General features: G+C 63.1%; 11 protein-coding genes, 1 tRNA gene and 1 pseudogene. 8 read left to right on the top strand and 5 right to left on the bottom strand.

Features of this window, described 5'->3' with window-relative positions; all coding sequences use genetic code 11:
- The first annotated feature begins 142 nt into the window (after nt 1–142).
- The 5 genes and pseudogenes from rpsU (at nt 143) to JKV55_RS19595 (ending at nt 4,961) form a co-directional block, all read left to right on the top strand.
- A complete protein-coding gene (gene rpsU, locus JKV55_RS19615; RefSeq protein WP_014293599.1) occupies nt 143–358 on the top strand; it encodes a 30S ribosomal protein S21 in 216 nt (71 codons plus the stop codon).
- Nucleotides 359–373: 15 nt separating this feature from the next.
- The gene (locus JKV55_RS19610; RefSeq protein WP_202088865.1) at nt 374–817 is read left to right on the top strand and encodes a GatB/YqeY domain-containing protein; all 444 of its coding nucleotides are present in this window, start codon (nt 374–376) and stop codon (nt 815–817) included.
- Nucleotides 818–891: 74 nt separating this feature from the next.
- On the top strand, nt 892–2,670 hold the full coding sequence (gene dnaG, locus JKV55_RS19605) for a DNA primase (RefSeq protein WP_202088863.1): 1,779 nt from the start codon (nt 892–894) through the stop codon (nt 2,668–2,670).
- A gap of 225 nt (nt 2,671–2,895) precedes the next feature.
- Nucleotides 2,896–4,743: pseudogene (gene rpoD / locus JKV55_RS19600) on the top strand (RNA polymerase sigma factor RpoD); the annotation flags it as partial.
- 141 nt (nt 4,744–4,884) lie between these two features.
- Nucleotides 4,885–4,961 (top strand) — tRNA-Ile (locus tag JKV55_RS19595).
- A gap of 74 nt (nt 4,962–5,035) precedes the next feature.
- Here the strand turns inward: JKV55_RS19595 and JKV55_RS19590 are convergent.
- Nucleotides 5,036–5,365, bottom strand: coding sequence for a winged helix-turn-helix transcriptional regulator (locus tag JKV55_RS19590; RefSeq protein WP_202088859.1), 330 nt, complete (start codon nt 5,363–5,365; stop codon nt 5,036–5,038).
- 141 nt (nt 5,366–5,506) lie between these two features.
- On the opposite strand from JKV55_RS19590, the gene JKV55_RS19585 reads away from it, so the two are divergent.
- Nucleotides 5,507–5,743: a thioredoxin family protein gene (locus JKV55_RS19585; RefSeq protein WP_202088858.1), complete on the top strand. Its 237-nt coding sequence runs from the start codon at nt 5,507–5,509 to the stop codon at nt 5,741–5,743.
- A gap of 42 nt (nt 5,744–5,785) precedes the next feature.
- Here JKV55_RS19585 and JKV55_RS19580 read toward each other — a convergent pair whose 3' ends face one another.
- A complete protein-coding gene (locus tag JKV55_RS19580) occupies nt 5,786–6,718 on the bottom strand; it encodes a ketopantoate reductase family protein (RefSeq protein WP_202088857.1) in 933 nt (310 codons plus the stop codon).
- A 94-nt stretch (nt 6,719–6,812) separates the two neighbouring features.
- A complete protein-coding gene (locus JKV55_RS19575) occupies nt 6,813–7,679 on the bottom strand; it encodes a LysR family transcriptional regulator (protein WP_202088856.1) in 867 nt (288 codons plus the stop codon).
- A 120-nt stretch (nt 7,680–7,799) separates the two neighbouring features.
- On the opposite strand from JKV55_RS19575, the gene JKV55_RS19570 reads away from it, so the two are divergent.
- Nucleotides 7,800–8,993, top strand: coding sequence for an MFS transporter (locus JKV55_RS19570; RefSeq protein WP_237333015.1), 1,194 nt, complete (start codon nt 7,800–7,802; stop codon nt 8,991–8,993).
- Between the two features lie 22 nt (nt 8,994–9,015).
- Here the strand turns inward: JKV55_RS19570 and JKV55_RS19565 are convergent, their stop codons facing one another.
- Nucleotides 9,016–9,834 carry a DUF2797 domain-containing protein gene (locus tag JKV55_RS19565; RefSeq protein ID WP_202088855.1) on the bottom strand — a complete coding sequence of 273 codons (819 nt, stop codon included), beginning with the start codon at nt 9,832–9,834 and terminating at the stop codon, nt 9,016–9,018.
- A gap of 138 nt (nt 9,835–9,972) precedes the next feature.
- Between JKV55_RS19565 and JKV55_RS19560 the strand changes: the two genes are divergently transcribed.
- A complete protein-coding gene (locus JKV55_RS19560; RefSeq protein ID WP_202088854.1) occupies nt 9,973–10,389 on the top strand; it encodes a VOC family protein in 417 nt (138 codons plus the stop codon).
- A gap of 14 nt (nt 10,390–10,403) precedes the next feature.
- On the opposite strand, the gene JKV55_RS19555 is transcribed toward JKV55_RS19560, so the two are convergent.
- Nucleotides 10,404–12,551, bottom strand: coding sequence for a TonB-dependent receptor (locus JKV55_RS19555; protein ID WP_202088853.1), 2,148 nt, complete (start codon nt 12,549–12,551; stop codon nt 10,404–10,406).
- Between the last annotated feature and the right edge of the window lie 96 nt (nt 12,552–12,647).

Here is a 12,647-nt window from a genome sequence, read left to right as displayed (position 1 = left end):
GCTATGTTACCCTGCCCGCGATTTTTTAACCAGCGAAGGGCTGCCGGTCTTTACAGCCGGGGCCGGTTCAGAGTAGAATTTCGCACCATTTTTTATAGTCATACTGGTCGGTGACAGGCCAGTTAACCGAGGTGAGAGGCACATGCCAGTAATTAAAGTACGTGAAAACGAGCCCTTCGACGTAGCCCTGCGTCGCTTCAAGCGTTCCTGCGAGAAAGCCGGTATCCTGTCTGAAGTGCGTCGCCGCGAGCACTACGAGAAGCCGACTACCGAGCGCAAGCGTGCCAAGGCTGCCGCCGTTAAGCGTCACGCCAAGAAGCTGGCTCGCGAAAACGCACGTCGCACTCGTCTGTACTAAGCAGTTATTGATCTCATGTCTTTAAAGGACCAGCTGTCGGAGCAGCAGAAGAACGCCATGCGTGCCAGAGACAAGGCTCGCCTGGGTACCCTGCGCATGCTGATGGCCGAGATCAAGCAAAGAGAGATAGACAGCCGCGAAACCCTGGATGACGACGGCATCATAGCGGTGATCACCAAGATGGTGAAACAGCGCAAAGACGCCGGCAGCCAGTTTGAGCAGGCTGGTCGCCAGGATCTGGCCGACAACGAGCGCCAGGAAATAGCGGTGCTGCAGGAGTTCCTGCCGCAACCTCTGACAGAAGACGAACTGGATGCTTTGCTGGTGCAAGCCATCGCCGATACCGGCGCCTCTGGCATGCAGGATATGGGCAAAGTGATGGCGGTGCTCAAGCCGCAAATCCAGGGACGTGCAGATATGGGCAAGGTCAGCGCCATTATCAAAGCCAAACTGGCTTAATCCGGTTGCTTTCCTGCCAACGGGCCGTGCTTCGTCTGATGCACGGCTTTGTTTTTTCGCATTCCCGGTGAACCATGGCAGGCAGAATTCCCCAATCCTTCATTGACGATCTGTTGGCCCGCACCGACATAGTCGACCTGATCGATCAGCGGGTAAAACTCAAGAAAGCCGGCAAGAACTACCAGGCCTGCTGCCCCTTTCATAACGAAAAAAGCCCCTCTTTTACCGTCAGCCCCGATAAACAGTTCTACCATTGTTTTGGCTGTGGCGCCCACGGCACCGCGCTCGGCTTCCTGATGGAATACGACGGCCTGGAATTTCTCGACGCCATCGATGAACTGGCCGCCCGCCATGGCGTGAGCGTGCCCCGCGAAAGCAGCGCTGGCTCCTCCCCCGAACAACAGGCGGCGGCCAAGGCGGTACGCCAGGACCTCTATGGCCAGTTGAACGACATCAGCCGTTTCTACCAGACCCAGCTCAAACAGTCCCAGGCCGCCATCGGCTATCTTAAAGGCCGGGGCCTGAGCGGCGAGGTGGTCAAGCAGTTCGCCATCGGTTATGTGCCGGATCAGTGGGACAGCGTCAAGCGCCAGTTCGCCCGCAACAGGGAAACGGAGCGGCAATTGATCGAAGGCGGCATGCTGCTGCAAAACAACAATGGCCGGATTTACGATCGCTTCCGCGACCGCATCATGTTTCCCATCCGCGACCGGCGTGGCCGGGTGATCGGCTTCGGCGGCCGGGTACTGGGCCAGGGGACGCCCAAATACCTGAACTCGCCGGAAACCCCGGTGTTCCACAAGGGGCGGGAGCTGTACGGCCTGTATGAGGTCCGCCAGGCGCACCGTAATCCGGAGCGCATCCTGGTGGTGGAGGGCTACATGGACGTGGTGGCCCTGGCCCAGTTCGGCATCGACTATGCGGTGGCCAGCCTGGGTACCTCCACCACACCCGATCACCTGCAACTGCTGTTCCGCACCACCCGCGAGGTCGTCTGCTGCTACGACGGGGACAGGGCCGGGCGCGAAGCCGCCTGGCGGGCGCTGGAAAACGCCCTGCCGCTGATGCAGGACGGCCGCAGCCTGAAATTCGTGTTCCTGCCCGACGGCGAGGATCCGGATACCCTGGTGCGTAAGCTGGGCGCCGCGGCCTTCGAACAGATGCTGGCTCAAGCCCAGGATTTCGGTGATTTCCTGTTCGAACGCCTCGGCCAGGACACCATGGCGGGGGATGCGGGCCAGCGCGAGCTGGCGCACAAGGCGGCGGAAGCCATCAGCCGGGTGCCGGAAGGCTTTACCCGCGAGGGATTGATCACCCGCCTTTCGCGCCAGTTGAACTGGGGCGAGAACGAACGACGGGTCAAGGAGCTGTTCGAGCGCCTGCAACAGGGTACCGCCGAGCCCGCCACCACGCCGAAGCGGGAATCGAAAAAGATAAAGCTGACCCCCCTTCGCCGGGCCATAGCGCTTGTGCTACAATATCCGGCTGCCGCGGCCAGGCTGCCGGCCATGCCCGAGCTGGAAGAATTGCCGCTGCCGGGCATGGAGCTGCTGCTGGAGCTGCTGGCCCAGGTGCAACGCCAACCCGAGATGACCACAGCCCAATTGCTGGAACACTGGCGCGGCCACGGCTCCGAGCCGGCGCTGGCGCGCCTGGCCATGGCGGAGGAGCTGTTTGCCGGTGAACACATCGAACAGGAACTGCAGGATATTTTTGTGGTACTGATCAACGAGTTCCTGGCCAGGCGCATCGAAACGCTGCAACGGAAGATAGGAAGCCCCCTGGGGCTGACCCCGGCGGAAAAGCAGGAATTGCTGCTGCTATTGAGCGAAAGCAAGGGCTGCGGCGGCTGAACATTGAAAAGCGGGCGCACCGCCCCAAGATTGTAAAACAGGCCCGGTTCACGGGTAATGATGAAACCATTGAGCGCGGCAGCACTCTCACCGTAAAGAAGGCGAGGCGTGTTGGCAAGCACAGACCGGCATAGCGACGCTGGTCAAATTTTGTTATAATCGGCTACTTGCGCGCCATAAAAGAGTGCCTAATGCCTACACCCTCTTGCAACATCTAACCGGACGAGTTCTATGGAGCAAACCCCGCAGTCACAGCTTAAGCTTCTCGTAGCCAAAGGTAAAGAACAGGGTTACCTGACTTATGCCGAGGTGAACGATCATCTTCCCCAGGATATTGTCGACTCCGATCAGATCGAAGACATCATCCAGATGATCAACGACATGGGCATCCAGGTGGTTGAAAGTGCCCCCGATGCCGATGATTTGATGATGTCGGAAACCACCGCCGACGAAGACGCCGCCGAAGCCGCCGCCCAGGCACTAGCTTCTGTTGAGTCTGAAATTGGCCGCACCACGGATCCGGTGCGCATGTACATGCGTGAAATGGGCACGGTAGAGCTGCTGACCCGCGAAGGCGAAATCGACATCGCCAAACGTATTGAAGACGGTATCAACCAGGTTCAGAGCTCGGTCGCCGAATACCCCGAGGCCATCACCTCCCTGCTGGACCAGTTCGATCGCTTCGAAGCCGGCGACATCAAACTGAGCGACATCATCTCCGGCTTTGTCGACCTGGATGAAGCCGACGAGCTCGCGCCCACCGCCACCCATATCGGCTCCGAACTGAGCGAAGAAGAGCTGGATGACGAAGACGACGACGAAGACGAAGATGAAGACGACGACGATTCCGACGGCGACACCGGCCCCGATCCGGAAGTAGCCCGCGAAAAGTTCGGCGAACTGCGCACCCAATACGAAAAAACCCGGACCACCATCCAGGCCCATGGCCGCACCTCCGACGCCGCCGCCGAGCAGATTACCATCCTGGCCGATGTATTCCGCCAGTTCCGCCTGGTACCCAAGCAGTTCGACCGTCTGGTCAACAGCATGCGCGACATGATGGAGCGGGTGCGGGTGCAGGAACGCATCATCATGAAACTGTGCGTCGAGCAGAGCAAAATGCCGAAGAAAACCTTCGTGCAGGCCTTTGCCCACCACGAAAGCGAGCAGGAATGGTTTAACAAACAGCGGGCCGCCGGCAAGGCCTGGTCGGTCAAGATGGAAGAGGTGGCCGAAGACGTGCTGCGCGCCATCGGCAAGCTCAAGCTGGTAGAAGAAGAAACCGGCCTGACCATTTCGCAGATCAAGGACATCAACCGCCGCATGAGCATCGGCGAGGCCAAGGCCCGCCGCGCCAAGAAAGAGATGGTGGAAGCCAACCTGCGTCTGGTGATCTCCATCGCCAAGAAGTACACCAACCGCGGCCTGCAATTCCTGGACCTGATCCAGGAAGGCAACATCGGCCTGATGAAGGCGGTGGACAAGTTCGAATACCGTCGCGGCTACAAGTTCTCGACCTACGCCACCTGGTGGATCCGCCAGGCCATTACCCGCTCCATCGCGGATCAGGCCCGCACCATCCGCATCCCGGTGCACATGATCGAGACCATCAACAAGCTCAACCGGATTTCCCGCCAGATGCTGCAGGAAATGGGCCGCGAACCCACCCCGGAAGAGCTGGCCCATCGCATGGCCATGCCGGAAGACAAAATTCGCAAGGTGCTGAAGATCGCCAAAGAGCCCATCTCGATGGAAACCCCCATCGGCGATGACGAAGATTCGCACCTGGGCGACTTTATCGAGGACACCACCCTGTCCTTGCCGGCCGACTCCGCCACCAGCGAAAGCCTGCGCGCCGCCACCCGCGACGTGCTGTCCGGGCTGACCGCGCGGGAAGCCAAGGTACTGCGCATGCGTTTCGGTATCGACATGAACACCGACCATACCCTGGAAGAGGTGGGCAAGCAGTTCGACGTAACCCGCGAGCGTATCCGCCAGATCGAAGCCAAGGCCTTGCGCAAACTGCGCCATCCCAGCCGCTCCGAAGTGCTGCGCAGCTTCCTCGACGAGTAAGCCAGCGGCAGTAAAAAGGGCGCTTCGGCGCCCTTTTCCATCACCGCCGGCCGTCGCGCCAACCGCTTAAAAATCAAGCTGATATACGCCCGCCGCGACTGGACAGCCAAGGCCGCTTTCCCTATAATCAGCACCACTTTTGGCCCCTTAGCTCAGTTGGTTAGAGCGCTCGACTCATAATCGATCGGTCGCTGGTTCAAGTCCAGCAGGGGCCACCATACACAGCAAGGGTTAGCAGCTTAACAGCCGCTAACCCTTTTTTGTGTCGCTCCGGTACCCGAAGCCAGGGCGCTCAGCTCTCCGGCCCTTTCTCCCCGTTTTCCTTGATGTCCGCATCCAATTGCCGGATCTGGCTGATGATGGCCACCAGCTTGTAGCCGTTGGCGGTGAGCCGGTATTCGGTTCGGGGAGGGACTTCCGGGTAGCTCTGCTTGTGCAGCAGGCCGTAGCGGGTCAGCTTGCGCAGCCGCTCCGACAACACCTTGGTGGAGATACCCGCGATATGGCGTTCCAGGGCGCCGGGCCGGTTGATGCTGGCGGCGATGGCCTGCAGCACCGACACCGACCATTTGCACCCCACCACTTCCTCGAGCTGGCGGTAGCTGGACTGGGTTGGGGACATTATTTTTTGCCTTATGTTTCGCCAAATTACACCAAAAAGTGCCCGGGTTACCCAAAAGTACCCGCTGTTCGGCGGGGTAAACCGGGCCTACCCTTGGGGTGTGCCCATGCACCCAGTGTAAGCCATCGCAGGAGAGCAGCCATGACCAGCAAAGCCATTTTCTACCACGCCGGCTGTCCGGTGTGCGTCGCCGCCGAGCAGAACCTTGCCCGGGCCCTGGACCCGGGTCGTTACCAAGTGGAAGTCGTCCATCTGGGCGAACAAAAACACCGCCTGGCGGAAGCCGAGGCCGCCGGCGTCAAGTCGGTGCCCGCTCTGGTGCTGGACGGTGCCGCCTTTCATATCAACTTCGGCGCCGACCTGGCGGCGCTGAAATAACCCGGGTGCCGGCCATGCCGGCCATGCCGCCGCCCTGCCCGTTCAATCCCGCAGTTGCAGCAGGCCGTAGGCCAGGCGGGTGGCCGGCACCTCCAGCCCCAGTTGTTCCGCCCGGCGCAGCACGGCGCCGCTGATGGCGTCCAGCTCCAGCTCCCGCCCCTTCTCCTTGTCCACCAGCATGGAGGTCTTGATGGCGTCGAAGTTGCGGATCAGGGCATACATCTCGTCCACGTCGGTCTTGCCCAGGCTGACGCCGTCGGCCTCGGCCACGGCGGCGGTTTCCGCCATCATCTGGTAGACGCTGCGGCCCAGTTGCGGATGGTGGCTGAGGCGGCGGGTGTCCAGCCCGGAGAGGGCCGAGAGCGGGTTGACGCCGTTGTTGATAATCAGTTTGCGCCACAGCTCGCGGCGGATGTCCACCGCCACCTGGGTCGGAATGCCCGCCAGCTCGAAACACTGGCGCAATTGCTCCAGCCAGTCGGCCTGGGCCGGCCGTTGCCGGGGCCAGGCGCCCATGATCACCTGGGCCGGACCGTCCGCCTGCACCAGGCCCGGCGCCACTATATGGCCGCCGATGCGCACCGCCAGTCCGCCCAGGGTCCACGCCTCCCCCACCACCTCGCTGATAAGGAGTTCGTTGTCCACCCCGTTCTGCAGCGACAGCACCGGCACCGCGCTGGTGACCAGCCAGTCCGCCAGCTCCGCCATCAGGGGGCCGGTGGCCTGGGACTTCATCGTCAGCACGATCAGGTCGAAGTCGCCGCTGGCGCAGGTCTCGCGCAGGGTGGCCAGATCCAGCGCCCGCACCGGCTGCGCGAAACGAAAGTCCTGGTGCTCCACCCTAAGTCCCTGCCGCTGCATGGCGGCCAGGTGCTCTCCCCGGGCCACCAGTACCACCTCATGCCCCGCCTGCTGCAGCCGGGCGCCGTAATAGCCGCCGATGCCGCCGGCACCGATGATCAGAAACCGCTTCACTCCCTTTCTCCTTGCTTCTGGTTCACGCTGTGGCCGATGAACAAGTTACTCGTCTCGCCCCATTTCACCTTATTTTCTTATCCGTTACAGCCAGTTATGGCTCGCCCCGATATCGCTGGAACTGCGGGCTCTCCTCGATGGTCCTGGCCAGGCGGGCCGTGGCCTCGTTTGCCCGTTCGGCCACGAACAGGGTGGTGTCCGCCCGGGGCAGCGGCGGCAGCCCTTCCTCCACCACCACCAGGCCCGGCTCCAGGGTCTGGCGCGGTATCACCCCGACGCCGATCCCGGCCCGCACCGCCGCCAGTACGCCCGCCCGGCTCTGGCTGGTAAAGGCGATACGGTAGGCGGTGTCGGTGTGCTCCAGCGCCTGGCAGGCCGACTCCCGGTGATAGCAGCCTTCGACGAACACCGCCAGCGGCAAGGGTTCCCGCCGATGGGTCGCATGGGCCTCAGAGCATACCCAGACCAGTTCGTCCCGGCACAGCCGCAGGCCACCGTCGGACAGGGCCGGCATCTCCACCAGGGCGATGTCCAGCTTGCCCTCCTGGACCAGGGCCGCCAGGTAATGGGGCCGGTGATCGCAGAGCACTTCCAGCCGGGCCTCCGGATAATTGAGCACAAAGGCTTCCAGCAGGGGAGTCAGGCTGCGGGTGGCGTATTGATCATGGGTACCGAAGCGGACCTTGCCCACCACCTCCGCATTCTGGAAAGCCCCCAGGATCCGGTCGTGCAGGTTCAGCAGCTGATGAGCGTGCGTCCTGAGCTGCTCCCCCGCCGGGGTCAGCCTGACCCCATACTGCCCCCGCTCCAGCAACTCGGCCGCCACCAGCCCCTCCAGCCGGCTCAACTGCATGCTGATGGTGGACGGCGCCCGGTGCAGCCGCCCTGCCGCCGCGGTCAGGTTGCGGGTTTCCGCCACCACCGCGAAGGTGCGCAGCAGGGTAATGGGTAAATCACGCATCGGCAGACTTCATCCTTATTGAAGGCAGACCTCAATATTTATCGATTTACCGAATACTGGCAAGAAGAGAAGATGGCTCGCGGCCAATAGGCGCCGTTACCGGATCAGGGAGATCACCCCATGCGCATGGCCGCTATTTTCGGAATGAACCAGGTTGTCAGCCACGGTTTCGGCATGTTTCTGTTTGCCGCCCTCGTGCCCATGATGCGGGACAGCATTGCGCTGAGCCACTGGCATCTCGCCACCATCGGGGCCTTGACCCAGTTGGCCTACCTCGGGGGCGCCCTGTTGCTGGGCCTGGTTGGCCACCGCCTGGGCACCGCCCGTCTGGCGCTGGCCACCGGCGGCATCACCAGCCTGTTGCTGTTTACCCTGTCGCAGTTGCAGGAGCCGCGGCTGATCATCCTGGCCCTCACCTGCCTGGCGGCCAGTGCCGCCATCAGCTGGGGCAGCATAGTGGAGATCGTCAGCCGCCATACCGGCCCCGAACAGCGCTCGGGCTGCCTGTCGACCATCTCCAGCGGCACCGCCTGGGGATACGGCCTCAACGGCCTGCTGATCCTGCTGGTGGTCCCGGCCCTGGGCTGGCAACGGGGCTGGCAGCTGGCCGGATTGATGGGCCTGCTGGTCATGGGGCTCACCTGGCATATGCTGCGGACCTTAAAGCGCCAGCCGGCGACGCCAGGCGGGGGGCCGGTTGCCGCCATACCGGTGGCCCGGCTGCTGGCGACCATCTGTGGTGAGCGCACCGCCCTGTGCGCCTGCCTGATCTGCTTTCTGGTCGGCTTTACCACAATGCCGTTTTCCACCTGGCTCAATACCTACCTGGCTCAGCTGGGCCTGCCCGCCACCCTCGGTGGCTATACCTGGACCACGGTCGGGTTGACCGGCATGGTCGCCGGCCTGCTCACCGGCAAGCTGGCCGACCACAAGGGGCCGGAGCTGGCACTGCTGGTGATCTTCGGCGGCTTTGCCCTGGGCTTGCTGGCCTTCGTCCAGGATCCCGCGCGCTTCGCGCTGGTGGCCGGCTTCGGCTACGGCCTGATGTATTTTCCCATGTGGGGGATACTGGCCGGTTGGGTCGGCCAGCGCTATTCGTCGACCGCCACCATGCAGATCAGCGGCATCTGCATGGTCACGTTCGGCCTCGGCGGCACCCTGGGCAACCTGCTGGCCGGCTATCTGCGCGAGGCCACCGGCGCGCTGGACAGCCTCTACCTGGTGCTCGCCTCGGCTTCGGTGGTACTGGCCTTGCTGGGACTCTGGCTATACCGGGCCGGCCCCCGTCCCGACCCGGCCTGCCCAACCGCCTGACGGCTCCGCCGGCCGGCATCCCTCAGCCCAGGCTCACTTCATAGCCGGTGAACTTGCGCAGGTTGATCACCCCGCTGTCGAAGATCAGGTACTGGCCCTTGATGCCGAGCAGGGTGCCGGACACCACCGGGTTCTTGTCGAAGTTGTGGCTGGCGATCTTCTTCGGGTACTCCAGCACCGGGTAGCTGAGCCCGACCACCGGCTCGTCCAGCGGGGTGATGGCCTCTTCGCCGTAGTTCAGCACCAGTTCGGCCAGCTTTTCCTTAATTTCCGGCAGCAGCCGGGCGGCCTCGGCCTTGAGGTCGAGCGGAGCCTCGTCGCCCTTGAGCATGGCGCGCCAGTTGGTCTTGTCGGCCACCAGCTCGGCAAGGGCCACTTCCACCAGGCCGGAAAGCTGGCGGCTGGCCACCCGCAGGATGGGCAGCGCCTGGGTGGCGCCCTGATCGATCCAGCGGGTGGGCACCTGGCTGGCCCGGGTGATGCCCACCTTGAGGCCGGAGGTATTCGCCAGGTAGACGATATGGGGCACCATGCAGTGGCGCTCGCCCCACTCGGGCTCGCGGCAGGTGCCCTCGAAATAGTGGCAGGTTTCCGGCTTCATCACGCACATGTCGCAGCGGGCCAGTTTCTTCATGCAGGGAAAGCAGTGCCCCTGGGCGAAGCTCTTGCTGGTTTTGCGGCCGCAGGCGTCGCAGTAGATGTTGCCGGTGTAGCCGAGGGTGAGCGGCTGGCCGAGCAGGGCGTTCAGTTCCACCCTGTGCTCGCCCAGGGCCAGCTGGTAGGCCACGGGCTCGGCCAGGCTGGCCGGCATCTTGACCAGGGTTCCGGTGATCTTGCTCATGCTTCTTTCGTTATCGGTTGTGGGTTGCCCGGCTACTTTAACAGCAGCCGCCGGTTCGCGCACCCGCCGGCCCTTTGGCGGGAGCGCGAACCGGCGGCCATACTCAGCAGGGTAGGCACCCGGCAGGAGGAACCCGAGATGAACGTCGCCCCCCATTACCCCCGTCTGACCCATATCGCCCTGCATGTGCGGGATATCGAGGCCTGCATCCGCTTTTATTGCGGCTTCTGCGGCATGGTGGAAACCCACAGGCGCGAGAGCGGCCACCAGACCATCGTCTGGCTGGCCGAGCCGGAGCGGGAGCAGGACTTCATCTTCGTGCTGATGAACGGCGGCGAAGATCTGCAGCTGTCGCCCCACGACTATCGCCACTTCGGCTTCGCCCTGCCCAGCCGCGAGGCGGTGGACGCCCTCGCCGCCCGGGCCAGGGCCGCGGGCTGCCTGATCTGGCCGCCCCGGGACGAGCCCTATCCGGTGGGCTATTACTGCGGGGTCAGGGATCCCAACGGCAACCATGTGGAGTTCAGCCACGGTCAGCCCCTGGGGCCGGGCTGACCATCCCGAAGGGGTCAGAAGCGGGCGTTCAGCCCCAGCCAGAAATAGCGGCCGCCGCTTTCCACCTCGGTTTCACCGCTGGACTTGTACTTGACCCTGTCCTCATCGGTCAGGTTCTTGGCCAGCAGGTACACCGACAGATCCTTGGTGATGGCTTGGGTCAGCCTGGCGTCCACAAACGTTTCACCGGCGATGCGATCATCCCCTTCGCCCTTGTCGATGGAAGACACGTACTTGGCGGCGACGGACGCAGTGGTGCCGGTTGCCGGCAGGTGCCAGTCCAGGATCAGGTTGCCGATAAAGTCCGGCTGATCCTTGAAGCTGGCCTTGCTGCCGTCGGCATTCTCCAGCTGGGACTTGATGAAACTCTGGTTGGCCGTCAGGGTGAAAGGCGCCAGCCAGGACAGCCCCAGGGAGGAAAGCGCCCAGCGCTGCTCCAGTTCCAGCCCGCGCAGGTAGCCGTCCCCCACGTTCTGCACCTGGAACACCGGCTTGCCGTCCAGGGTCTCGCCGCTATCCCGGGATTCGATCACCCCCTTGATGTCGCGCTGGAACAAGTTGGCCCCGAGGAACAGCGGCCCGGTGACATAATCCAGGCCGATATCGAAGGCGTGCGCCTTGGCCACTTCCAGCTCCGGGTTGCCGATCACGAACTTGTCGTTGTTTTCCTGGGCATAGGGTGACAACTCGTCAAACTTGGGGCGGTTCAGCACCCGGGAGTAGGCCGCGTGCAGGCTGAGCTGTTCGTCCAGTCGGTACCGGGCCGAGAGGGAAGGCAGCCAGTCGGTGCCGCTGTTGCCGCCCTGGTTGCCCGCGCCGTCCTGGCTGCTCAGATCCACGTGCTCCAGGCGCAGGCCGGGCAAGAGGCTGAAGCGCTCGTTGAGGTGGGTTTCATTCTGGAGGAAGGCGGCGTAGTAGTCCTCTTCCAGGCGATAGTCGAACTTGGCATCCGCCGCCTGGGCGACACCGTTCTTCACCACCGTCTTGGTTCTGTCCCTCTCCCGCAGCCGGACCTGGGCACCGGTTTTCAGCTTGTGCCGGTAGGTACCGCTCCAGTCGTGGGTCAGCCTGGTTTCGCCCTGCCAGAAGGCGTCGGTCTTGTCCTCGAACTCCAGCTCGCGCTTGGTCAGGTTTTCCACCAGCTCGGCGTCGAGCTTCTGCTTGATCCTGTCCTTGTCCTCGGTGGTGCGGTAGTAGCCCAGGGCGCTGTCCAGCCGGGTGCGGGCATCGAACTTGTGCTGATGATCCAGCCCCAGTCCCTTGGTCAGCTTGACCTTGTCTTCCAGCTCCCGCTCTGCGTCCTTCAGGCTGGCGTCATCCTTGAACTTGCTCTTCAGCTTGGTCTTGTCTTCGCCATCCCGGATATAGAGCGGTTTGAGGTGGATTTCCCCCTGGTCATAGAAGTAGGCGCCGTCCAGCATCAGGGTCAGGTTCTCGGCCGGCTTGTCCTCCTGCTCCCGCTCCTGCAGCAGGCCACCGCTGCTCCGTTTTTCCTTGTCCTTCAGCAAGGGATCCTCGATATAGCTCAGCACGCCCTGGACGCCGATCCTGTCGTTGAAACGCTGGCCATGGCTGATGGACAGCTGCTTGCCGTCGGTGCCCAGGCTGTCCCGCCCCGCTCCGGCCAGGGTGACTTCGGTCAGCGGCGCCAGCGGGATCTCCCGGCGCTCGATATGCACCCGGCCGGCCAGGCCGTCGGCCTCGTATTCGGCACCCGGGTTGCGTAGCAGGGTGACCTCTCCCACCAGGGCGTTGGGGATGCGATCGAGGTTGAGTTCCCGCTTCTCGCCGCCATCGGGCAGTTGCACCCCGTCGAACTGCACCCGGCTGTAGTCCTTGTCCAGCCCCCGCAGCCGCAGATCCTTGTCCTCACCGGGAGCCCCGCCGGTATAGACCCCGGGCAGGCGCTTGATCACGTCCTTGACCAGGTGCCCACTGGGCTGCTCCTCGAAGGTTTCCCGGTGGATCTTGACCTTGGGGAAGCCTTCCTTGAGGCGATGCGCCTCCGGTGCCCGCTGGCCCAGCACTTCAACTTCGGGCAGTTCGGTCAACACTTCGGCCTGGCCCTGGGCCGCCATCAGGGCCAGTAGCAGGGGGGAAAGAGCGAACAGGGGACGGCGCGCCGGCTGAGCCGGCAGGTATGGTACGGCAAGGTGGTGCATGATGTCGGGTTCCCTACGACAAACAACAAGGGGTGAGAATCGTCACAGCGAAGAGGGTCGCAATGACTCCAGAAAAAGTTTGAAAATGATATTTGA

Source organism: Zobellella iuensis (assembly GCF_016746085.1).
GTDB classification, from domain to species: Bacteria; Pseudomonadota; Gammaproteobacteria; order Enterobacterales; family Aeromonadaceae; genus Oceanimonas; species Oceanimonas iuensis.
Note: the sequence above shows the minus strand (reverse complement) of the source record. Positions and strands in the feature narration are given on the sequence as shown.

Coding starts and splice junctions, on each gene's coding strand:
- rpsU (WP_014293599.1), top strand. CDS start 143: ATGCCAGTAATTAAAGTACGTGAAAACGAGCCCTTCGACGTAGCCCTG.
- JKV55_RS19610 (WP_202088865.1), top strand. CDS start 374: ATGTCTTTAAAGGACCAGCTGTCGGAGCAGCAGAAGAACGCCATGCGT.
- dnaG (WP_202088863.1), top strand. CDS start 892: ATGGCAGGCAGAATTCCCCAATCCTTCATTGACGATCTGTTGGCCCGC.
- JKV55_RS19590 (WP_202088859.1), bottom strand. CDS start 5,365: ATGTCCCCAACCCAGTCCAGCTACCGCCAGCTCGAGGAAGTGGTGGGG.
- JKV55_RS19585 (WP_202088858.1), top strand. CDS start 5,507: ATGACCAGCAAAGCCATTTTCTACCACGCCGGCTGTCCGGTGTGCGTC.
- JKV55_RS19575 (WP_202088856.1), bottom strand. CDS start 7,679: ATGCGTGATTTACCCATTACCCTGCTGCGCACCTTCGCGGTGGTGGCG.
- JKV55_RS19570 (WP_237333015.1), top strand. CDS start 7,800: ATGCGCATGGCCGCTATTTTCGGAATGAACCAGGTTGTCAGCCACGGT.
- JKV55_RS19565 (WP_202088855.1), bottom strand. CDS start 9,834: ATGAGCAAGATCACCGGAACCCTGGTCAAGATGCCGGCCAGCCTGGCC.
- JKV55_RS19560 (WP_202088854.1), top strand. CDS start 9,973: ATGAACGTCGCCCCCCATTACCCCCGTCTGACCCATATCGCCCTGCAT.
- JKV55_RS19555 (WP_202088853.1), bottom strand. CDS start 12,551: ATGCACCACCTTGCCGTACCATACCTGCCGGCTCAGCCGGCGCGCCGT.